The sequence below is a fragment of the Aquirufa esocilacus genome (assembly GCF_042715595.1).
GTDB lineage: Bacteria > Bacteroidota > Bacteroidia > Cytophagales > Spirosomataceae > Aquirufa > Aquirufa esocilacus.
On record NZ_JBBKXX010000001.1, the window covers coordinates 41,241 to 62,693 of the forward strand.

At 42.0% G+C, this 21,453-nt stretch carries 21 protein-coding genes; 13 read left to right on the forward strand and 8 right to left on the reverse strand.

The window, feature by feature from the left end:
• Window positions 1–131 precede the first annotated feature (131 nt).
• The gene (locus SKC37_RS00165) at window positions 132–1,658 is read left to right on the forward strand and encodes a glycerol-3-phosphate dehydrogenase/oxidase (RefSeq protein WP_377979509.1); all 1,527 of its coding nucleotides are present in this window, start codon (window positions 132–134) and stop codon (window positions 1,656–1,658) included.
• A 2-nt stretch (window positions 1,659–1,660) separates the two neighbouring features.
• Here SKC37_RS00165 and SKC37_RS00170 read toward each other — a convergent pair whose 3' ends face one another.
• Window positions 1,661–1,882 (reverse strand): DUF2795 domain-containing protein, encoded by a 222-nt coding sequence (locus SKC37_RS00170; RefSeq protein WP_130895915.1) that lies wholly within the window; start codon window positions 1,880–1,882, stop codon window positions 1,661–1,663.
• Window positions 1,883–2,035: 153 nt separating this feature from the next.
• Between SKC37_RS00170 and SKC37_RS00175 the strand changes: the two genes are divergently transcribed.
• Window positions 2,036–2,800: a copper homeostasis protein CutC gene (locus tag SKC37_RS00175; protein ID WP_377979510.1), complete on the forward strand. Its 765-nt coding sequence runs from the start codon at window positions 2,036–2,038 to the stop codon at window positions 2,798–2,800.
• On the opposite strand, the gene ftsZ is transcribed toward SKC37_RS00175, so the two are convergent.
• From ftsZ to SKC37_RS00195, 4 genes are read right to left on the reverse strand one after another with little or no spacing between them, the layout of a single operon-like run.
• Complete coding sequence (ftsZ, locus tag SKC37_RS00180) at window positions 2,786–4,063, reverse strand: cell division protein FtsZ (RefSeq protein ID WP_377979512.1); 1,278 nt, start codon at window positions 4,061–4,063, stop codon at window positions 2,786–2,788. The two genes, SKC37_RS00175 and ftsZ, sit on opposite strands and share 15 nt — an antisense overlap.
• Window positions 4,064–4,116: 53 nt before the next feature.
• Window positions 4,117–5,598, reverse strand: coding sequence for a M20/M25/M40 family metallo-hydrolase (locus SKC37_RS00185; RefSeq protein ID WP_377979514.1), 1,482 nt, complete (start codon window positions 5,596–5,598; stop codon window positions 4,117–4,119).
• A 53-nt stretch (window positions 5,599–5,651) separates the two neighbouring features.
• Window positions 5,652–7,178: a YifB family Mg chelatase-like AAA ATPase gene (locus SKC37_RS00190; RefSeq protein ID WP_377979516.1), complete on the reverse strand. Its 1,527-nt coding sequence runs from the start codon at window positions 7,176–7,178 to the stop codon at window positions 5,652–5,654.
• A 41-nt stretch (window positions 7,179–7,219) separates the two neighbouring features.
• Window positions 7,220–8,125, reverse strand: coding sequence for a S66 peptidase family protein (locus tag SKC37_RS00195; protein ID WP_377979518.1), 906 nt, complete (start codon window positions 8,123–8,125; stop codon window positions 7,220–7,222).
• A 194-nt stretch (window positions 8,126–8,319) separates the two neighbouring features.
• On the opposite strand from SKC37_RS00195, the gene SKC37_RS00200 reads away from it, so the two are divergent.
• From SKC37_RS00200 to SKC37_RS00210, 3 genes are read left to right on the forward strand one after another with little or no spacing between them, the layout of a single operon-like run.
• On the forward strand, window positions 8,320–8,922 hold the full coding sequence (locus SKC37_RS00200) for a glycosyltransferase (protein ID WP_377979520.1): 603 nt from the start codon (window positions 8,320–8,322) through the stop codon (window positions 8,920–8,922).
• A gap of 26 nt (window positions 8,923–8,948) precedes the next feature.
• Window positions 8,949–9,719: a polysaccharide deacetylase family protein gene (locus SKC37_RS00205; RefSeq protein ID WP_377979522.1), complete on the forward strand. Its 771-nt coding sequence runs from the start codon at window positions 8,949–8,951 to the stop codon at window positions 9,717–9,719.
• A complete protein-coding gene (locus SKC37_RS00210) occupies window positions 9,712–10,851 on the forward strand; it encodes a glycosyltransferase family 87 protein (RefSeq protein ID WP_377979523.1) in 1,140 nt (379 codons plus the stop codon). Before SKC37_RS00205 ends, SKC37_RS00210 begins: the two co-directional genes overlap by 8 nt.
• Here SKC37_RS00210 and SKC37_RS00215 read toward each other — a convergent pair.
• On the reverse strand, window positions 10,826–11,158 hold the full coding sequence (locus tag SKC37_RS00215; protein WP_377979524.1) for a DciA family protein: 333 nt from the start codon (window positions 11,156–11,158) through the stop codon (window positions 10,826–10,828). The two genes, SKC37_RS00210 and SKC37_RS00215, sit on opposite strands and share 26 nt — an antisense overlap.
• Window positions 11,159–11,504: 346 nt before the next feature.
• On the opposite strand from SKC37_RS00215, the gene SKC37_RS00220 reads away from it, so the two are divergent.
• From SKC37_RS00220 to SKC37_RS00255, 8 genes are all read left to right on the forward strand, one after another.
• Window positions 11,505–12,341, forward strand: coding sequence for a MotA/TolQ/ExbB proton channel family protein (locus tag SKC37_RS00220; protein ID WP_377979526.1), 837 nt, complete (start codon window positions 11,505–11,507; stop codon window positions 12,339–12,341).
• Window positions 12,342–12,409: 68 nt separating this feature from the next.
• Window positions 12,410–13,009, forward strand: coding sequence for an ExbD/TolR family protein (locus tag SKC37_RS00225; protein WP_377977505.1), 600 nt, complete (start codon window positions 12,410–12,412; stop codon window positions 13,007–13,009).
• Between the two features lie 26 nt (window positions 13,010–13,035).
• On the forward strand, window positions 13,036–13,551 hold the full coding sequence (locus SKC37_RS00230; protein WP_377979528.1) for an ExbD/TolR family protein: 516 nt from the start codon (window positions 13,036–13,038) through the stop codon (window positions 13,549–13,551).
• A 34-nt stretch (window positions 13,552–13,585) separates the two neighbouring features.
• Window positions 13,586–14,404, forward strand: a complete 819-nt coding sequence (locus SKC37_RS00235; protein WP_377979530.1) for an energy transducer TonB — start codon at window positions 13,586–13,588, stop codon at window positions 14,402–14,404.
• Between the two features lie 68 nt (window positions 14,405–14,472).
• The gene (locus SKC37_RS00240) at window positions 14,473–14,715 is read left to right on the forward strand and encodes a hypothetical protein (RefSeq protein ID WP_377979532.1); all 243 of its coding nucleotides are present in this window, start codon (window positions 14,473–14,475) and stop codon (window positions 14,713–14,715) included.
• Window positions 14,690–15,592, forward strand: coding sequence for a PstS family phosphate ABC transporter substrate-binding protein (locus SKC37_RS00245; RefSeq protein WP_377979534.1), 903 nt, complete (start codon window positions 14,690–14,692; stop codon window positions 15,590–15,592). Before SKC37_RS00240 ends, SKC37_RS00245 begins: the two co-directional genes overlap by 26 nt.
• 158 nt (window positions 15,593–15,750) lie before the next feature.
• Window positions 15,751–17,436, forward strand: a complete 1,686-nt coding sequence (locus SKC37_RS00250; protein WP_377979536.1) for a tetratricopeptide repeat protein — start codon at window positions 15,751–15,753, stop codon at window positions 17,434–17,436.
• A 62-nt stretch (window positions 17,437–17,498) separates the two neighbouring features.
• Window positions 17,499–18,272, forward strand: a complete 774-nt coding sequence (locus SKC37_RS00255) for an SDR family NAD(P)-dependent oxidoreductase (protein WP_377979538.1) — start codon at window positions 17,499–17,501, stop codon at window positions 18,270–18,272.
• On the opposite strand, the gene SKC37_RS00260 is transcribed toward SKC37_RS00255, so the two are convergent.
• Both SKC37_RS00260 and SKC37_RS00265 read right to left on the reverse strand, forming a co-directional pair.
• Window positions 18,253–20,433: a T9SS type A sorting domain-containing protein gene (locus SKC37_RS00260; RefSeq protein ID WP_377979540.1), complete on the reverse strand. Its 2,181-nt coding sequence runs from the start codon at window positions 20,431–20,433 to the stop codon at window positions 18,253–18,255. The genes SKC37_RS00255 and SKC37_RS00260 overlap by 20 nt on opposite strands.
• 127 nt (window positions 20,434–20,560) lie before the next feature.
• Entirely contained in the window at window positions 20,561–21,445 is an 885-nt protein-coding gene (locus tag SKC37_RS00265; protein WP_377979542.1) for a hydroxypyruvate isomerase family protein, read from the reverse strand.
• Between the last annotated feature and the right edge of the window lie 8 nt (window positions 21,446–21,453).

The following is a 21,453-nucleotide window of genomic DNA, read 5'->3' on the forward strand; positions in this document are numbered from 1 at the left end:
GGTCATTAATTCGTTTGGCAGATTGTTATAGGTGCCAAAGGACTGCAAAATTATAAAATCTCTTTCATTTTTATCCACATTAATGGAATCTTTTGCATTTTATTTTTCAAATTGGGAATAAATAAAGCTATATGTCCTTTAATCGCCCTGACCAGCTCCTAAAACTCCAAGAGTCTTTTGATATTTGTATCATTGGAGGAGGCGCGACGGGTGCCGGAGTAGCGTTAGACGCAACCTTGCGCGGCTACAAAGTGCTCTTGATCGAAAAGGGCGATTTTGCCAGCCAAACATCCTCTAAATCGACTAAACTAGTCCACGGTGGCGTTCGTTACCTAGAACAAGCGGTTCGGAATTTAGATTGGCATCAATTCAAAATGGTTTACAAAGCATTACACGAGCGAAAGACTTTGCTTAAGAATGCCCCACACTTAGCTCATCCCCTGGGTCTGTTAACCCCTTGTTATACCCGCTGGGAGCGCTGGTACTACCGGGTTGGTATGTGGTTATACGATAAAATTTCGGGAAGTACGAACTTGAAACCAAGTCGTGGTTTGAGCAAAAATGAAATCCAAGCTGAGTTTCCGTCTATTGAATCACATCATTTGAGAGGTGGCGTTTTATATTATGACGGACAATTAAATGATGCCCGTTATGCCTTAGCGATTTTAAAAGAAGCAGAACGATTGGGTGCTTGTATTCTGAATTACGCCCGGTTGGATTCATTTGAATTGGGCCATAAGAGCTTGAAAATAAAGAAAGTTATTTTCTCAGATTTGTGTTCTGGGGTTTCTTATACCATTCCTATTAAAGCCGTGGTGAATGCTACGGGGCCCTTTACGGACTCCGTTCGGGTACTCGCAAATCCGCGTTTAAAACCTCGAATGAAAGTGAGTCGTGGTGCTCATATTGTGTTGCCGGCTGAGTTTTGGACAGGAGAAACGGCCTTATTGATTCCCAAAACGGATGATGGTCGGGTTATTTTTGTGATTCCTTGGCGTGGTTCAGTCCTCGTAGGGACGACTGATGATCCAGATACCTTATCGGAGAATCCAATTATTTTGGAGGCTGAAAGGGAATACCTGATTTCGTATTTTAATCGGTATTCGGCAAAGAAAGCAAGTTTGGGAGATATCAGTGCTACTTTTGTAGGCCAAAGACCGCTCTTACAAGTACAGCTGGATTCAGCGATGAATACGGATACAAAATCCTTAGTGCGCGATCATGAAGTCGAAGTGGATGGACGTTCCAAATTAGTGAGTATTATGGGCGGGAAGTGGACTACTTACCGCGTTATGGCTTCAGATACGCTAAATGAACTTGAAAAAGAAGTCCTCCGCGTTCCGGTGAGCCCTTGTTTGACGGAAGATCATTCGCTCGAACCGGCGAATGCTGTTTCCTTGCCTTCCGGAGTGCCTGAGGATATAGCTGCTCATTTAACGGAACTATACGGCCCCGCGGCAGGCGAAGTGTATGCAAATGGAGCAGAACGTTTACTAGTGGGTGCTCCTTACCTTGTCGGGGAATTGGATTATCTGAAAAAAGAAGAAATGGCGGTCACTTGGGATGATGTGTTGGCGCGTCGTTGGGGTATTTCACTTAGAAATGAGGCTCTTGCAGAAAAACTACAGGCCATAAAAAAAGAGGCTTTCGCCTCTTAATTCTAATATTCGTCCTCGTTAAAGAAGAAGTCGTCTTTTGTCGGATAATCCGGCCAAATTTCTTCAATACTTTCGAATGGTTGACCATCGTCCTCTAATTCTTGTAGGTTTTCCACTACTTCTAAAGGTGAACCCGTACGGATTGCGAAGTCAATTAATTCGTCTTTTGACGCTGGCCATGGCGCGTCTTCTAAATAGGAGGCAAGTTCTAGTGTCCAATACATAATTTATAGCTAATTTTTATTTCAAAAATACACGGAGGTTTTTCTTATACGTAAACCTTTCCTAAGTGCAAAAGTAAAATAAAAATGTATTTATGAAAGATTTATTTTTTAAATTTTCATTAATTATCAAAACCTTGATTTAAACCACCTTTTATGCGTTCATCTACTCCCGTTTCAGTCGAAGTCTGTGCTTATTCTTTGTTTTCTTGTCTAGCAGCTGATCGAGCTGGTGCACACCGGGTAGAACTTTGTGCTTCCCCTTGGGAGGGAGGAACGACACCCAGCGCAGGTCTGGTGGAACAAGCGTTAAAGCAGACCACTTTAGAGATTCATGTGATGGTCAGACCGAGGGGAGGGGATTTCGTTTACGATGAAACAGAGAAGCAAACGATGTTAGCGGAAGCTAGCTCTTTGATTTCACAAGGTGTTCATGGGCTTGTGGTAGGTGCGCTGAATCCGGATGGAAGTTTGGATACCGAATTCTTGCAGGCATTTAGAAAAATAGCCGGAAATCGAGAGTTGACATGCCATCGGGCGATCGATGTGTCTCGAGATCCAATACAGGTGATGGAGGAATTAATTGCCCTCGGTTTTAATCGAATATTAACTTCTGGAGGGAAAAATAAAGCGTTGGATGGTATCGAAAATCTATCGGAAATGGTAGCAGCCTCTAAAGGCCGGATCCAAATTATGGCTGGCAGTGGCGTGAATCCCGTCAATTGCTTGGATTTTGTTCAAATAGGTGTGGATGCTATTCACCTGAGTGCGCGAACTACCCGTAATTCTGAAATGGAATATAGGCGACCAGGGATTTCTATGGGAGGGGTTGAGGAGATTTCGGAATTCGAGGTAGCCTACTCGAGTGAAGAAATCATCCGAGCGGCTATCTCTAAAATCCAGGGGCTATTCAGCGAATAACTCCGTTGTTTGCCATGCTTTTTCAGGCATGGTCGAAATGTCATATAAACCTACTTCTGTACGCTTGAAAGTAGGGATTTTAAATTCAGCCTCAGGCATGCTGCCACTTTTGAATTTTTCAATCATTTGAGCGAAACGTACTTCCTCAGAATCTGAAGAACTACCGTTTTTTGATTCTAATTCTCCATCTAATTCGATGCTGTCGCCCGGGTTTAAGAAAACAGGGGTTGATTTCTTCACCACTTTACGCATTCCTCCATCCATACCGCTAGAATCCTGCTCATAACCTGCCGCAATGACTGTTAAGTATAAATCATCTCCCAAATCTTCATCCGTAGAGAAACCAAACTTAACCATATCAGCTTGCGCATCGATGCGTTCATTTAGGTATTCAATGATCGCATCTTTTTCCCAGATCAATAAATCTTTTGTGCTACTCGTAGAAACAGTTACTAAGATTCGCTTAGCCCCTTTGATCTCTTGAGAATTAAGTAATGGCGAATTTAATGCTTCTACTATCGCTGCTTTAGCCCTCTCTTCTCCTTTTCCTAAAGCAGAACTCATCATCGCTTGCCCCGCTTTTCTTAACACCTTTTTCACGTCCATAAAGTCCGTGTTGATGTCACCTGGTTTGGCGATCACATCTACTACTGATTTCACCGCTTTTGCAAGCACATCGTCTGCTTTCGCAAAGGCATGTTTAACCGCTAAATCCTTGTAGTGTTCAGAAATTTTATCGTTCATCACTACTAAAACCGTATCGCAATACGCTTTTAGCTCTTCAATGCCTTCTCTTGCATATTGGATCTTCTCTTTACCCTCCCAATTATACGGGAATGAAACAACCGCCACCGTTAACAAATCGCGGTCTCGCGCGATTTCTGCCACCACTGGAGCTGCACCAGTACCCGTTCCTCCACCCATTCCGGCAGTGATGAATACCATTTGTGTTTCGTTAGAAAGAACGGCTTTGATCTTCTCTTGGCTCTCTTGAGCAGCTTGCTTACCTACTTCTGGGTCTGTACCAGCCCCTAAACCTTGTTCTCCTAATTTAATTTTCGTTTTTACCGTATTAGAGGCTAGGGCCTGAGAATCTGTATTGCAGATAATCAAGTCAGCACCTTTAATTTTTAGGTTATCCATGTGCTTTACCGCATTGGATCCTCCCCCCCCAATACCGATCACTTTAATGATGGATTTGAAAGAGGTTTCTGGTACTACTTCGATTTGATGGTCAAAAAAGGATGGGTTCGGGCTACTCATGGTATAATGTCAAATTTTCTTAAACGTAAAAATAATAGAAATCTGCTAATTTTTTAGTCATTCCCCCAACGCCATTCGTTCCCTAATTCAAGTTCATGGCGGAGGTTATGTTTAATGAAGAATTGTTTCGTCGAATAAAAGTCTAATTTCTTAGCAGGAATTCGTTCTGCGTTCCCTAAGGCATACAAAAGCATGGCGGTATATTTTACCGTATTTTCCATTTCTTTTTTATTCACTAAGCTAAAATCGTCACAGTTTGCATGGTAACAATCTAGTACACTGCGCGTTAATTTTCCCAAAGGATCTGCTGCTGGAATACCCTCCATTAAAAAAGTCTGGTTGTCAGAGTGTAAACCGGGCTCGTTAGCGATTTGATTGCCAAAATCTGCGTCAATAGCCTTGATTTGATCACCAATTGACTTCAATAAGGGGAGCATTTCGTCTCGACCTCCGCCGTTAAAACCATTCACATTATTCGTCATATCTAAGTTGATCATATAGACTACCTCATCTAAAGCTCCTACTTTTTTCGCCCGTTCAACATAAGCTTTAGAGCCTAACAATCCCTCTTCCTCGCCCATGAAAGCGACAAATTCGATAGTCCGTTTGCTGCTTAATCCAAGTGCTTTAAACGTTCTAGCTACATCTAAAACGGAGAAAGAACCAATGCCATTATCAATCGCTCCTGTCGCAAGATCCCAGGAATCCAAGTGGCCACCAATGATAATTTTCTCGTTTCTTAATTTCGAACTCGTCCCTTTTAAAGTTGCCACTACGTTACGCGCCTTAATTGGCTTACTTACATTATGCATTTCAATCAAACTCAACAAACCTGGTTGATCTTTCATCCAATTTCTGATTTCAGTCCCATTCTCTAGCGAAATACATACAGCCGGAATGGAAATCAAATTTCCGGTTACTGAGGCCGTACCTGTTAATAGCACTTGACCTTTTACAGTGTTAACAAAAATCACCCCGATAGCGCCGTGTTGGATAGCCAAAGCGGTCTTTTCAGATCGGTGTAGGTTTTTCGTTCCGGATGGAGCATCAAGCAGTCCAATATTCGCTAATACTACTTTGCCTTTTATGTCTTTTCCCACGTAGTCTGTATCTAAGCCATTGCCTAAATCAACGATAGTTCCTTGTATGTTCGCATCTACGGGAGTCATTGCCAAAGAAACTACAGGAACCTCTCTGAAATCATCTGATTTAGGAGGTGCTATGGACAAGGTGACCGTATCTCGTGCCCAAGCCTCTACTTGAAATCCTTGAAACTTCGTATCCTTAAATCCGGATTCTTTTAACAAACGAAAGGCATATTCTTCTGCCTTTTTTCCTTTTTCACTTCCGGTTAATCGATGACCAATTGTCTTGCAAGCATCTCCCAAAGAGCTGTATGCTTTAGAATGTAATTCAACTTCTTCTTTGATTTTTTTGAAAACATCTTTCCAATCCTCTTCACCTTGTGCAGGCGTAAAAGAACTAGTAAAAAGAGTCACTGACAAGGCAAGGATTCCAAGGGAAAATTTTCTCATGTACGATTTTAAATTATCACTTTAAATGTAGGCTTTTTCGCCGAAAAACGCAATTACCCGGACCAATTTTCCCTATCTAAATTTCGATAGGTGATGGCTTCCGCTAGATGTTTGGCTTCAATGCAGGATGATTTTGCTAAGTCGGCTATCGTTCTCGCCATTTTTAAAATTCGGTCATGCGCTCTTGCGGACAATTGTAATTTTTCAATGGCCCGTTGTAGGAGTAAGGTGGAGTCTGTATTAAGGAAGCAAATCTGTTGTACTTGTTCTGCGTTCATTTCCGAGTTCGTTCGTATTTTCGGCTGCTGTAGAAAACGATCCTTTTGAATGGCTCTAGCGAATATGACCCGTTCGCGAATCTCAGCACTTGATTCACTTACCTGCGAATTAAACATCTCCGGGTATTTTAATGGAAAGACTTCTAGGTGCATATCGATGCGATCTAATAAGGGACCGGAAATTCGATGGAGGTAACGGTCTACTTGAAATGGTTTACACGTGCAGGGTTTATCAGGGTGCCTGAAATAGCCGCAGGGGCAGGGGTTCATTGCGGAGATTAATAGAAAATTGGCCGGGAATTCCACGGTGCCGTAAGCGCGGGAGATAGGCACTTTTCGTTCTTCCAATGGTTGTCGTAAAAGTTCTAATACGTGGCGTTGAAATTCTGGGAGTTCATCTAGAAATAAGACCCCTTGATGTGCCAACGAAATTTCGCCAGGTTGAGGATTTGTTCGCCCTCCTATTAAAGCTGGCGCTGTGATGCTGTGGTGCAAGGCACGAAAAGGTCTTTCCGTTATGAGCGGCAGCTCTGTGCTCAGCTTGCCTCCAATGGAATGAATTTGAGTTGTTTCGATGATTTCACTTTGACTCATTGGCGGCATGATGGAGGGAATTCGTTTGGCCATCATCGTTTTTCCGGCACCCGGAGGCCCGACTAAAAGTAAATTGTGTCCGCCAGCTACGGCAATTTCGATCGCCCGTTTGGCCTTTTCTTGACCTTTTATTTGAGAAAAATCGTCTTCGTAGTGGATGGTTGGTTGTGCCGTGCTGGGCGCTTTCACAGCCGCTTGAGTTCTTCCATGTAAAAAGCGAATCGTGTCCCGTAAATTAGCCATTCCATATATGGATATACCATCAATTAAGGCGGCTTCGGTCGCATTTTCTCGAGGAAGAATCAGGGATTTGATACCTTGTTTTTTGGCCTCGATGGCCATAGAAAGGGCGCCTTTGATGGGGCGAATTTCTCCGGTTAATGATAGCTCTCCCATAATTAGATAGTCAGAAAGTCCGATCATTTTTGTCTGTTCAGACGCTTGTAGTAATCCCAAGGCAATGGGGAGGTCATAGCCGGACCCCTCTTTGCGGATGTCCGCAGGGGCGAGGTTGATGACGACTTTTCGGCGAGGAAAGAAATAGCCAATTTGCTTGATGGCGGATTCGACGCGTTGAATGGATTCCTTAATGGTGGAATCGGGTAAGCCCACTAGGTAACATTTGGATCCTTGTCCTACATGGGTTTCAATGGTGATAATGGAGGCGTGAATGCCTACGAGGGCACTGCCAAAAGTCTTTGCTAACATAGTGGTCGTTTAAGACACAATGTTAGGGGGAAAGAATCGTATTAAATATCAGTTAACTGAGTACCTTGAGAATTTACCAAGAACCTGGTTTTTACACCAAAAACCAATGGCTGGTTGTTAGGAATATGGCCCGCTGGAAAATCGAAAGCTATAGGGAATGAAGTGCCTGAAGTATGTTCGGCTACTAACTCAAAAGCTGTTTTTCCAATCGTCAAACTCGCTTCGTTGCAATCTGTAAATCCACCCACGATCAGGCCGGCTAGGTTTTTAAATAAACCAGCTCTTTTTAATTGCAAAAGCATACGATCCACGTGGTACAAGCGTTCGCCTATTTCTTCTAAAAATAGGATTTTACCATCAGTCGACCCGAAAGTAGGGGAGCCCACTAAATGGCATAAAAGGGATAAATTTCCGCCAATGATCTCCGCGGAGGCTTCGCCCAAGCGGTTCAAGGGGTGCGTCGGAGCTGATACCGAAACCACGCCCTCAAAGAGCGCACTATGCAAGTTTTGCAAGGCAGACTCACCGCCTTTTTGGCAAAAATTATGAGGCATAGGGCCGTGAATACTGGCAAAACCTAAGCGATCAACCTCACATAAGAGGGCGGTAATGTCAGAGAAACCAACGATCCATTTGGGACTCGATTTAAAGCCCGAAAAATTCAATGAATCTAATAAACGGGACGACCCATATCCACCCCGAATCGGGAAAATGGCCTTAATCGAGGGATCGTCCAGCATTTGCTGTAAATCGGATAAACGTTCCGTATCTGTGCCGCCTAAGCCAAAATGACGAGACAAGTAATTTGGCGCATTTCGCACCCTAAGTCCCCAGCTTTCTAGCACCTCCACACCCTGTTTCCAGTTTTCCGTGGGAGGAAAAGAGGCAGGAGATAGAATAGCGACTTCGTCGCCTGGCTGTAAATACGGGGGAATGATCCGAGTCATGGCGTAAATATCTGCTTTTTTTTAGGATCCTCAAGGGCTAAATTTCGTAATATTGTAAAAAATCTTTTCCTATCGCACCAGCAGATTTAAATCTTGTTCACCCTATTTACAACCCGCATCCGGGCTGGGCGGAGGAATTAGTGCACTATTATACCTTATTTAAAGAGGCAATTCCGGCAGCAACGAGCATTCATATGTATTTAGTGAATGATGGGAGTAAATCAGGGATTCGTCCGGAGGATATACACTTGTTGTCCGAAAAAATTACTGGTTTTACCTACATCGATTCTCCTGTCAATCAGGGGAAAGGCGGCGCTTTACGGGATGCGGTCCGCCAAACCACAGGTAAATGGGTCATCTATACCGATGCCGATTATCCTTACATAATGACTAATGCAGTGGAGATGTTTCGACTGCTTTCCACGGATGCCGCGGATGTGGTCGTGGGGGTGCGTGACGAACAATATTATGATCAATTGCCTCTGGGGCGTAAAATATTTTCCCTTTCGTTGAAGGTGATGAACTATTTGTTTTTTCCTCAGCTGAAGGTCAAAGACACGCAGTCAGGACTCAAAGGGTTCAACCAAAAAGGCAAGGAAGTCTTCTTAAAGACCCGGATTCCAGCTTTTCTGTTTGATATGGAGTTTTTAGTTTTAGCCTCCAAAAGATCTGACATACGCATTCAGTGGATCTATGTTCAGGCGCGTGAGGGAATTGTGTTTTCGACGATGCGCGCCAAAACGATTTTGACCGAGTTAGCGAATTTTGCCTCCATCTTATTTAGCGGCGACCGATGAAAATGCGACCGATGAAAACGCGAAAAATGAACCCAATTCTAATCACGATAGATGTGGAAGAATGTGATATTCCTTTGGAATACGGTTTCACGATTCCGTTAGAGGAACAGTTGGCTATTTCTAAAGAGGGGCTAAGTCATTTCATGCAGATCGTAGAGGAGGCCAATGTACCTGTCACTCTATTCTGTACGGGCGTTTACGCTGAAAACAATACTAATTGGATCAAGTCTTTGAAGCCAAGTCACGAATTAGCCTCTCATGGCTATTTTCACGGACATTTTGACGCCTCGACGGACCTAAAAAGCTCTAAAGATTTACTAGAAAAATTAAGTGGAAAACCCATCACTGGTTTCCGGATGGCCCGAATGCAGTATGTGGAGGAATCTGAGATTTTGAAAGCGGGTTATTCCTACCATTCGTCTCTAAATCCTACCTGGATTCCGGGTCGCTATGATCACCGTGACAAACCGACTAAACCATTCTTTGATAAAGGTCTATGGAATGTTCCCGCGTCGGTGAGTCCTTGGTTGCGGATTCCGCTGTTTTGGCTGGCATTTAAGAACTTCCCGCTTTGGATCTATACTTTTTTAGCGAAGCGAACTTTACGTAAGCAGGGGTTCTTGAATATCTATTTCCATCCCTGGGAATTCGCTGATTTGAGCAAATATCCGCTCCCATCTCACGTAAAAAGGGGGCATAATGGGCCTTTACGGGATAAATTGCGTTCTTTTTTGCAGCAGATGAAAAGGGAGGGAGAATTTACCACAATGGCGAAAATGCTAGAGAATAATGAATAAGAAATCCACCTTACTGATTATTTGGGCGCTGGCAGGTTTAGTGACTGGCTGGAAACAATTCTCCTTGAGTGCTGTTCATTCGCACATTAATAATTTTCAAATTTTCAAAGCGAGTTTCGGTCATTTCATCCATCGGATGCCTTTGTATTTGGAATACCCTAAGGAGTATTTCGACTTATATCTATATGGTCCCATTTTCGCCATTCTGATGGCACCCTTTTCGATCCTACCAGATGGCCCGAGTGTTGTTTTATGGAATGTGTTGAATTCGGTAGTGTTATTTGTGACGCTTTGGCACTTGCCTATCGTTGAAAACAAACGGGTTGCGATTACGTGGATTGTGTTGAATTCGTCCATTACGGCCTTATTAAATACGCAGTTTCATGCCCTTTGTTTGGCCTTGATTATTTGGTCTTATATCTGCGTGGAGAAGAAAAATTACTTCTGGGCGACACTTTGGATCGTTTTAGGAATCTATATTAAGTTGTATGGGGTGGTAGGTTTAGCTTTTTTCTTTTTTGCCAAAGATCGTATTCGTTTCGCGGCTTATTTCGTTTTCTGGCTTCTTGTGATTGGTTTTATTCCTTTGGCCTTAGGTGGATTTGACTATGGAATCCAAACCTACCGTGACTGGATGGGCATCTTGGCACACAAAAACGAATTAAACGAGAACATTAAAAATATTCGTACAGATGTCTGTGTGATGGGAATGGTTCGTCGTTGGACAGGAGATCCGAATATTTCCAATCTATGGTTCCTGATTCCATCGATGCTTTTAAACATGTATTTGTTCTTCCAACCAAAGAAGTGGATAGACCCAGACTTTAGACTGCGCATGTTGGCCTTTGTTCTTCTTTATATAATGTTAGCAAGTACTGGCACGGAATCCCCTACGTTAGTGATGGCTTTTCCGGCGGTTGGGATCTGGTTTGTATTAGGAGAAAAAACCAAAGAGCGCTGGGCAATGTTGATCTTTACGTTGTTGATTTCGAGCTTTTCTCCCACGGATTTATTTCCGGCCTATATAAGGAATGAAATCATCAATCCTTTAGCCTTAATGATATTGCCTCTATTCGGAGTGTGGCTGTGGTTGGCTTGGGACTTGTTTACAGAAAAACGACCTCTGCAATAATGTCTTGTTGAGCCGTTTTATTCAATAATTCAATCATTTTCTGCTTTGCCATCAGCAATTCTTTTTTTAAAGGAGCGGAATCGATGCTTAAAAAGAGTTTTTTATCCTTAATAAAGACCTTGGTTGTTCGCGCAGCGATCGGTTTTCCCATTATTTCTTCCCAATGGGCTACAATATACGTTTCATCGTATTTGTTTTGCAGCTTGTATACGCGTAAAAGAGATTCGATCGCTTCTTTCAAGCTCACATGGTCCTTGCTTCTAGTGGAAGCACGGGGGCCTTTGGGATTGAATGGGGAGTCGATCATAGTGTTTATTTTGACTTTCAAAAGTAAGCCATTAATTAGTTTTAATCAGGAAATTCTAAACAAAATTTAATTTTTTTTCAATTTTTTTATAATTCATTAATCCCAAAATAGTACCCTAAAATTATCAGATATCAGTAGAAAATATCGGATTAATACAATAGTCTTTCGTCTGTGCTCTGATAGGAAGCCTACAATGATTATTTAAAGGATGAAAATTATATTAGAATTCTATTACTTTTGCCTTTAACGAAAAGAAAGCGAAAGTCTAAACTATGAAAACTACGATCGCCGCATTTTCTACAAGTTTTATTAAAAAATAATTCTTTAACCCCAAATTACCAAACTAATGAGTACACAACAACCAAAGCCAGCTGCTAAGCCAGCTGCAACCGAAAAAAAATCTGGCGGTATTTCTGCAGGTTTAATTCTAATTGTCCTTTTTGCAATTGCAATTGCAATTTACACTTTTGTGATGGGTGATGGCTCTCACTTTGAAGGTGGAACAAATGAAGGACACCCACTTCCAGGTGACTACTTTGGTGTAGTTTACAAAGGTGGTGTTATCGTGCCAGTTTTGATGACTTGTTTCTTAACTGCATTAACATTCTCCATCGAGCGTATGTTCACAATCGGTAAAGCTAAAGGAACTGGAGATGTGAATACATTCGTACGTTCAGTACAATCAGCTTTAGACAAAGACGATGTGGAAGGTGCTTTGAAAGCTTGTGATAAGCAAAAAGGATCTGTAGGTAATGTTACTTTAGCTGCAATCAAAAAATACAAAGCGTTAACTACGGAAAAGTCTTTAGATAAAGAGCAAAAATTAGCTGCATTGAGCAAAGAAGTGGAAGAAGCTACTTCATTAGAATTGCCAATGTTAGAGAAGAACTTAACAATCATCGCAACTTTAGCATCCGTATCAACTTTGATCGGTCTATTAGGAACGGTAATTGGTATGATCAAGGCCTTCGCGTCATTAGGTAATTCAGGTGGATCAACTGATTCATCCGCTTTAGCAAATGGTATCTCTGAAGCCCTAATCAATACGGCTTTAGGTATCGGTACTTCAGCGATCTGTATCATTGCATACAACGTATTTACAGCGAAAATTGATGAGTTAACTTACAGCATCGACGAAATCGGCTTAAGTGTTAACCAAAACTACGCTACACATCACAATTAATATTTGAACTGATTTAGGGGCCTAGCCCTTTCATTCAATTTTATTCACCGTTCAAAAAAATAATTGTTATGCCAAAAGTTAAAGCTAAACGACATAGTGTCTCACTCGACATGACAGCGATGTGTGACGTGGCTTTCCTTCTTTTGACGTTCTTCATGTTAACCGCGAAGTTCCGTCCAGAAGAGGCAGTTACGATCACTCCTCCATCTTCTATTTCAGAGAAACCTTTGAATACGAAAGATGGTATGCTGATGGTTAGTGTTTCACCAGAAGGTGGCGTTTATTTGGCAACTGATGATCAAATGGCTCGTGAGTTTATGTTAGAGCGTATGGCTAATCGCTATGGTATCGCTGTAACGGCTGAGATGAAGAAGAATTTTATGTCTTCTGAAATCGTAGGCTATCCTCTAGGAGCAATGCGTCAGGTGTTAAATATGAAACCTTCAGAAGCGAAAGCACTAAGCAAGGGAATTCCAATTGATTCAGCCAACAACGAATTATCGTATTGGGTGGGTTATGCGAAATTGTCTAATCCAGAGTTGAAAGTTGCTATCAAAGGAGATAAAGAATCTAACTACAAAGTTTTTGCTGATATCATCGGTACTTTGCAGGCTCAGAATATCAATATCTTCCAATTAGTAACTGGACCGGAAAATAAACCGAAATAAGTTTTCATTTTTAATTACGAAAAGAAATGGCAGAAATAGATAGCTCCGGTGGCGGGAAGAAAGGCGGAAAGAAGCGTAGTAAGAAAATGTCGACCAAAATCGACATGACACCCATGGTGGACTTAGGCTTCCTTTTGATTACTTTCTTTATGTTAACAACGACGTTAGCAAAGCCCGTTACCATGCAATTAAACATGCCTGATAAAACGGATACAAAGGAAACATCACCTGTAAAATTATCGGAAACCTTAACGGTATGTCCAGATGAGAACAAGGTGTATTACTACCAAGGTATCCCTACTGAAGCAGGTACAGTAATGCAAGTTACTAACTATTCGGATACAGGAATTCGCAAGGTTATCGCGGATCTGAAAGCGAAAGTGGGTAATAATTTTACTATCGTGATCAAGCCAACCAAAAAAGCGAAATATCGCAATATGATTGACATGCTTGATGAATGTGCGATTACTAATAACAAGCGTTATGCTTTATTAGAAATCGATCCGGATACGGAGGCATTGATTAAACGATCAGGAAAATAAGCTTATTAAATTAATTTTAAATTAAACGAATATTATGTCACAAGTAATAAGCCAAGATGCTACTTTGGACGATATTATCTTCAAAGACAAGAACCGTGAATTCGGTGCCTTTGTTCTGCGCAAGACATATCCTAAAGTAATGAAGCGGTCCGTATTACTAGGCTCTGCACTCTTTGTCGGTGCTCTTTTGTTAGCAGCTTTCTGGAAACAGTTAACTGCAGCTGCGGAAGATAAGACTGAGGTGACTGCTGAAGTAATGAAACTGGACAAGCCTGCTCCACCTAAAAAGGTTGAGTTGCCTCCACCGCCGCCACCGCCACCACCCAAGGAAATTCCTAAGGTGACAACGACGAAATTCTTACCTCCTGAAATCAAGCATGATGAGGAAGTAACGAAACCAGAACCTCCACCTGAAGAGGTGAAAGGTAACACAGCGTCTGAATCTGTGAAAGGTGAAACGGATACATATGAGCCACCAGTAGATCCAGATGCGAAAGGAGCTGAGCCTGTTGAGCCTCCTAAGCCAGCTGAAGATGAAATCTTCACGGCCGTAGAGCAGCAAGCTGAATTCCCTGGAGGTCCGGGTGCATGGGGACGTTTCTTACAGAAAACGTTGAAATACCCATCTGCTGCTCAGCGTGCAAACGTAGGTGGTAGAGTATTCGTATCTTTCGTTGTTAACACGGATGGCTCAGTTCAAGACGTACAAGTATTGAAAGGAGTTGGTTTCGGATGTGATGAGGAAGCTATTCGCGTAATCAAGGCTATGCCAAGATGGAACCCAGGTAAGCAATCTGGACGTGCGGTTAGATCTCGTTTTACTCAACCGATTACATTCGTATTATCTGAATAAGATATAAACGCTTAATCATAGACAGACCTGCTGAATGTATTTTTAGCAGGTCTGTTTTTTTAAAGAAAATGAAAAAACCTGTTGCTATTTGGATTAATGTTGGATTTCGATTAATCGTTGCCTTTGCCTATTTTTTGTTAGGGCTGTATGTGGCTTTTTATTCGGAGTTTGATTTGGGTACTAATTTTGGAGTACCTACGATTGTTTTATTTGGATTACTATTTATGGCCTATGGCTTGTTCCGTATTTGGAGGGCCTACGCTTATTTCAATTCGACAGATGAGGATGATGAAGAATACCAGAAATATTAGTTTAGTCCTTTTAGGGCTTTGTTTTTTTCAGTGCTCCACCGGTAAAAAGGAGGGGCCTACAGATACTGCTACAGTAGGGGAAATTACATTAGGAGTGGATGAGTCTTTTGAACCCTTAATGAAGGCGGAGAAGACAGCTTTTGAAGAACAATATCATTACGCGAAAATCAAGTACAAGTTCAGCCCAGAAAATGAAGCTATTGCTGATATGCTAAATGACAAGATTCGGGGGGTAGTGGTGACGCGTGATTTAACAGAAAAGGAAAAGGAAATTTTTACGCGCAAGTCCGTTACTTACCGTAGTTTTAATATAGCCGCAGATGGCATCGCTCTATTGTCAAATAAATCCAATGGAGATACCCTCATTACTTTAACCGATTTGAGGGATTTAATCGTGGGCACTTCATCAAAATATACACTTGTTGTCGATAAAGCGAATTCGAGTAATTTGAAATTTTTATTAGACAAATTAAAGATTTCAAGTGCGGAGAAGTTGCATGTTGTGGCGGCTGGTTCTAACCCAGAAGTGATCAATCAGGTAAAAAAGGATCCTAGGGCAATTGGTATAGTCGGTTCTAACTGGATTAGCGATGGAGACAATCCTACTTCTTTGGGTTTTATTCGTTCGGTACATGTCATGTCTGTGGCGGAGACAAAGGACAAGCCCTATTCTCAGCCTTTTGGCTATAATTTAGCTTTGAAAAAGTACCCGCTACGCCGTGAAATCAAATATATCTTGAAAGAAGCGCACCAAGGATTAGGAACAGGATTCTTGAATTATGTGTCTGGGGATTTGGGGCAATTGATTGTTTTGAAGGCTGGCTTAATTCCATTGACCCGTCCTATCACGATTCGTACGTATCAAATCAGTCAATAGTGTATTTTTATTCGGTTTAAAGTAGGGAAAATAGAAGATTGTTTTTATTTTTGTTGTTCTTACGAATTATAAGTTAAGTGTATAAAATTGGACATTTCGGTGTTCGAGGCCTAGGAAAAATATTGAAAGCTATTAATTAAAAAAACAAAATGAAGAAAATGAAATCGTGGATATTGGCAGTCAGTTTATTGATCACCAATATGGCAATGGGACAAACTATCGCAGACGGATTACACTTAATCGATCGCGATCAACCTAGCAGAGCAAAGCAAGTTTTTGAAGGCTTAGTGGCAGCTTCTCCTACCGGTGAAAACTACTATTATTTAGGTTACTATCATTTATCACGTAGAGATTGGTCCGCAGCAGAAGATGCCTTTAAAAAAGGTTTAGCTGCAGATCCGAAGAACTATTTAAATCAAGTTGGATTAGCTACGATTAAAGTAGGCCAAAACAAGGTGAATGATGCGAAAGTAGATTTTGACCGTATTTTGTCTGAAACCAAATACAAAAACGGTGATGTGATTCACCGAATCGCTGAAGCTTATGAGATGTTCTACAAATTAGGACGTGATCCAGAATTCAATGCCAACAATAACGATCCTGCTGAGGCGATTCGTTTGATCGATTTGATGTTAGAGAAAACAAAAAAAGGTCCTAACGCGGAGCAAATGATCGTTCGTGGAGATGCATTCTTAATCAAGAATGACGGTGGTAACGCGGTTTCTTCATACGAGCAAGCTTTAATGCAAGATCCTAGAAATGTAAAGGCTAAAGTGAAGATTGGTACTGTTTTCTTACGTGGTAAAAACTACCGCGAGACACAATCTCGTTACAAAGAAGCGATTGATTTGGATTCAAACTATGCCCCAGCGCACAAGCGTTACGGGGAGTATTTGATCGTAGGTAGCCAGTACAAAAATGCATCTCGCTATTTCAGAAAGTATTTAGAGAAAGCAGAGGCAACTCCAGAGGTAACTTTGGAAACCGCTAAATTATTATTCTTGTCTCAAGATTATGAGGGGGCGATGAAGTACACGGATGAGGCAGACAAGAAAGGGGTAAAAGATAATGATATCTTCCGTATGCGTGGATACTCTAATGTAGAGATGAAGAACTACCAACAAGGTATTGATAACTTAGAGGGTATGGTTCGTTCAGGGGTGAAACCTTATTTCATGGATGATTTGTACTTCGGTAAAGGTTACCAAGGTTTAGGTAAAGATTCAGTGGCTTTGACTTACTTAGAGCGCGCTGCACCTTTAGATACAAACAATAACGTGTATAACATTATCCACGATATTCGTTACAAGCAAAAGCGTTATAATGATGCGGCAAATGCAGCATTGAAAGGTATCGAGTGGAAGCAAAAGAAAAATCAGGCGATAGGTTCTGGAGATTACTTTAAAGCTGCGATGGATTATTATTTCGTTTCTGCCTATACTGCTGTCACGGATACAGTGAATCGCCCTTTAATTGCTATGAAAGCAGATACTTTATTTGCTAAAGCTATTTCCATTAATGATAAATGGCCTCCATTCTACCTGAATCGTGCACGAAATAACAGTTTAATTGATTACACGAAAACAAAGTGGTTAGCTATTCCTTTTTATGAGAAATTCATAGACGTAGTTATGAAATTAAGAGAGGAAAAATCTACTGCGTATAAAGAAGATAAGAATCATTTATTTGAAGCATACAAGGCATTAGGTGGTTATAATTTATTGATCGCAAAAGACGAAGCTAAAGCGAAAGTGTATTTTACCAAAGCGTTAGAGATTAAAACCGATGACAAAGAGGTCAACGATTATTTTAATCCAGCACCAGCCGCGGCACCTAAGAAATAAATTGAATTTACTCATCGAAAAAAGCTGCTCATCGGGCGGCTTTTTTCATTTATCCTACTATTATGTCATACGCAATCGTTACAGGAGGAAGTAAAGGGATTGGAAAAGAAATCGCTTTGCAATTAGCAGAGAGGGGCTACCATTTGTTATTAGTGGCTCGAAATTCCTATGAGCTTCAGCAGGTTAAAGAGGAGATTCAGAAAAAGTATTCACTAGAGGTTGATTACCTTGTGGCGGATTTAGCCGATCCATCTGCCGTCAACACGGTGTACGAATGGGTGTTAGCTAAGCAGATTGACTTGCGTATTTTGGTGAACAATGCAGGTTATGGTTTGGTGGGAGAATTTGAAAAATATTCATTCGAAGAGACTCAAAAAATGATGCAAGTGAACATGAACGCCTTGGTAGAATCTTGTTACCGTTTCTATCCAATGCTTTCAGGTAAGGGCCAAGCTTATGTTTTAAATATTGCGAGTTCCACGGCATACCAAGCAATTCCATTGATGAGTGTTTATGCTGCCTCCAAAGTATTTGTATTAAATTTCTCCCGTGGATTATTCCATGAGTGGAAAGCCAAAGGCATCACTGTAACGGCGGTAAGTCCAGGAGCCACTTCTACGAACTTTAATGATCGGGCTAATTTACAAGATAAGGCTAGAAAAGCGGCTGAAAAAGTAACAATGACGCCAGCCCAAGTGGCGAAGATGGCGGTGGATGGGATGTTTGCTAAGAAGCAAGAAGTAATCACAGGTTTTATCAATAAACTAGGGGCTTTCTTGGCTTGGATCGCACCTAAAGCGATTTCAGAGAAAGTAGCTAAAGGGATTTACGAATAGTTTTTTCTTGGCTGATTCCATCAGAGATCAGTCTAAGTACATAGGTTCCAGCAGGGAAACGGGATATATCCCAGTCCATTCTCCTGCTGGAATTTTTTATGGTAGTTGAGTCGATCAATTTACCCTTTATGTCATATAGTTGAATTTGGGCGGCCTCTGTTTCGTAGGCAATTTCGATGGAGAAAATTCCAGGGCTGGGATTAGGGTAAACGGCAAATTCATAGGTTGCCGGCCTATCCACATAAAAGACATTGGAGTAGGCAGAAAAACACGAGAGACTTTTGTATAGCCATTTGGCTCGGACATAGAATTCGCGTCCCTCGGTGATCTTTCTGAAAGAAGCTGTATCCGTTAATTTGGTTTGGTCAATGAGCCATTCTAGTAGACCGGTAGATTTAGCTCTGATAAAATAGGCACCACTTTTTTCTAATCGAGGTGGAGGAGGATTAGCTTTTCTTTCAAGTACAATTTTTTCCGATCGGTAGTAACAGCCATTTTCTTCGATGACACTTTGGTAAACTCCTGCAGGTAAGAGGCCCGTTAGTAATTTCTCCGTTGAAAAAAGATGGCCGTTCAGTTCCCAACCAATGAAATGAACGCTCGGGTCCACTATAAGGCTCATACTCGCACTGTCTGCCTCGCAAATAGAGCTAGTAAATGATTTGCGTACTAATGAGGTTGGTAGTTTCAGAATAGGCAAATTCAAGAATAGTGTGTCGCTCTCTCCATCATTGCAGAGGAATGTATATTGACCACCACTCAAAGCAAAATCTGCTGTAGAGGATTCGTAGCGTTTGCTCCCAGCGATGGCGGAAGTTTTTAAAGGACATCCATTGACTCGTATACGATAATTGCTCGTTAAGCAATTGGTTTCCATTTGAGCGGTTAATCGATGGATAATGGGGCCATTTCGTACATAATATACTTCGGTAGTATCTTTTGCTAGACAGCCCAGGGAGTCGATCACAGTGCGAAATAAGTATCCACTGGAAGAGAATGGGCCCAAGGGGTTTTTGGCTGTAGAATTGTACAGGATGCGATAGGGTAGCGTTCCGTTTAAGGCCAATGTTTCAAAGGGACTGATAGTTCTTTCTCCTGTCAGTGAGATGGGTAGGAGAGGCCGTAGTTTTAGGCGTGGCTTAACGCGAATCGCCACCGGAATACGCGCGCTTTCGCAATCGTTTATTTTGATGGAAGCAAATCGTATGATCAAGGTATCGAGTTCGCTGCTGTTTGATATGGCTTTCATGGCCAAGGAAGTAGCGGTACTTAGGCTAGTCTTCGCTGACTCTGTTTCATACCAGATATTGTTCAGGCCGCCGCTGGCTTCTAAGGTGATAGGGGTATCTGAGCAAAAATAGGCAGATGTAGTATTCAGCGGTGGCGCTGGAATAGAGTAAATAACCGTTTTTACTCCCGTTGATAAAGGTCCCTCGCAACTAGATTTAACACAAGAGGCCCGAAAAATGGCGCTATCTGAGCCGATTAGTGGCAACCGGCTGTCCTCGCCTAGTTTTACCCCAGCTGAATTATACCAATATGTTAGGGAGGGAGAACAGCCGGTGGCATTGAGCGAAAAGGGTAATCCCACACAAGCTTTCACTAGCTTGACGGCATGGGAGGGAGCAGCTGGGAGCGAAGTGACGTTGAGTGATACCTCATTCGAAGCTAGCACACAGGATCCCAAAGGTAGAGTCGAAAAGCGTGCGAATGCCTTTATTTTTGCCCCATTAAGTGTGGGAGTGGCAATAATTGAATCCACAGCTTGCCCGTTGAGTGTCCAGGAATAAGGAAATGAAATAAGCGTTTTCTCACAAACGGTAACGCTTGAAATTGCAGGCGCTTTTCGGACCACCACGAGAACAGAATCAGAATAGCTGATGCATTTACCTACTGTGATCTTTAATCGATAGAAAGATCCAGTGGGATGTGTGGCTCCGCCAGAAAGAAAGTGGTAGCGCGCTGTGCGCGCATTAGTGATGCTGGTGAATTTTGCGTCTGTTGGTCGACGCTTTTCCCATTGAAAGGTGCCGCTAGAACTGATGGCGATGAGTCGAATGGAATCTCCCTCGCAGGTAATTTGGGGGAGTGGCTGGGTACTAATAGTGGCACATTGTGCGATAGAAGCGAAACTAAAAAAAAGAAAAAAGAGCGTTTTCATGACTCGAAATAGAGCAGAAAACCAGGGCTAAACAAGTCGGGGAAAATCAATATCAGGAACCCGATAAATAAAAAACGCAAACTACTCGAAGCGAGCCGTTTGCGTTTTTATCAAGGTGTTGGTATTCTTAGATATCGCAGATTTTCACCGCTTGTTCTAGGGAAGCCATTTTGTCTTTACGGGCTGGAATAAACTCTTGTCCGATAAAGCCTTTATATCCTGTGTCATAGATGGCACGAATGATGGCCGCATAGTTTAATTCTTGCGTATCATCGATCTCGTTACGACCTGGAACACCACCTGTGTGGTAGTGCGAGATGTATTGGTGGTATTTTTTAATGGTGGCGATTACGTCCCCTTCCATGATTTGCATGTGGTAGATATCGTAAAGCAATTTGAATTTATCAGAACCCACCATCTCACAAAGGGCAGCACCCCATTCGGTTGTGTCAGCTTGGTAATCTTTGTGGTTTACTTTGGAATTCAATAGCTCCATGGAGATCGTTACATCGTAACGTTCTGCGGTTTTCATGATACGTTGTAAGCCCTTTTTGCAGTTGATTAGGCCATCTTCGTCGCTCATGCCATCTCTGTTTCCAGAGAAAGTGATGATATTTTTAACGCCGGCTTTCGCTGCTTTGGGGATGATATCTTCGTAGAATCCGACTAAAGCATCATGGTTTTTTGTCCGGTTAAAGAAGTTCGGGATGTTCATGCCGTCTGGGTATTTTCCCCAGCCAATCGCCGCAGTCATATCGTGTTTTTTCAGGATTTCCCACTCATCGGGGCCTGTTAATTCGATGGATTGTAAGCCAATTTTTTTGGCATTAATGACTAATTCCTCAAACGGAATATCGTTATAGCACCAACGGCAAGCCGAGTGATGCACTTTCCCTTTTAGGTCTAGGCCCGCTTGGATGTCGGCTTCTTGAAAACGATGTCCCATCATTCCAAGACCAGCGAATCCAGCAGAGCTTTTTAGGATGTCTCTGCGGCTGAATTTGTTTTCCATAGGTATAT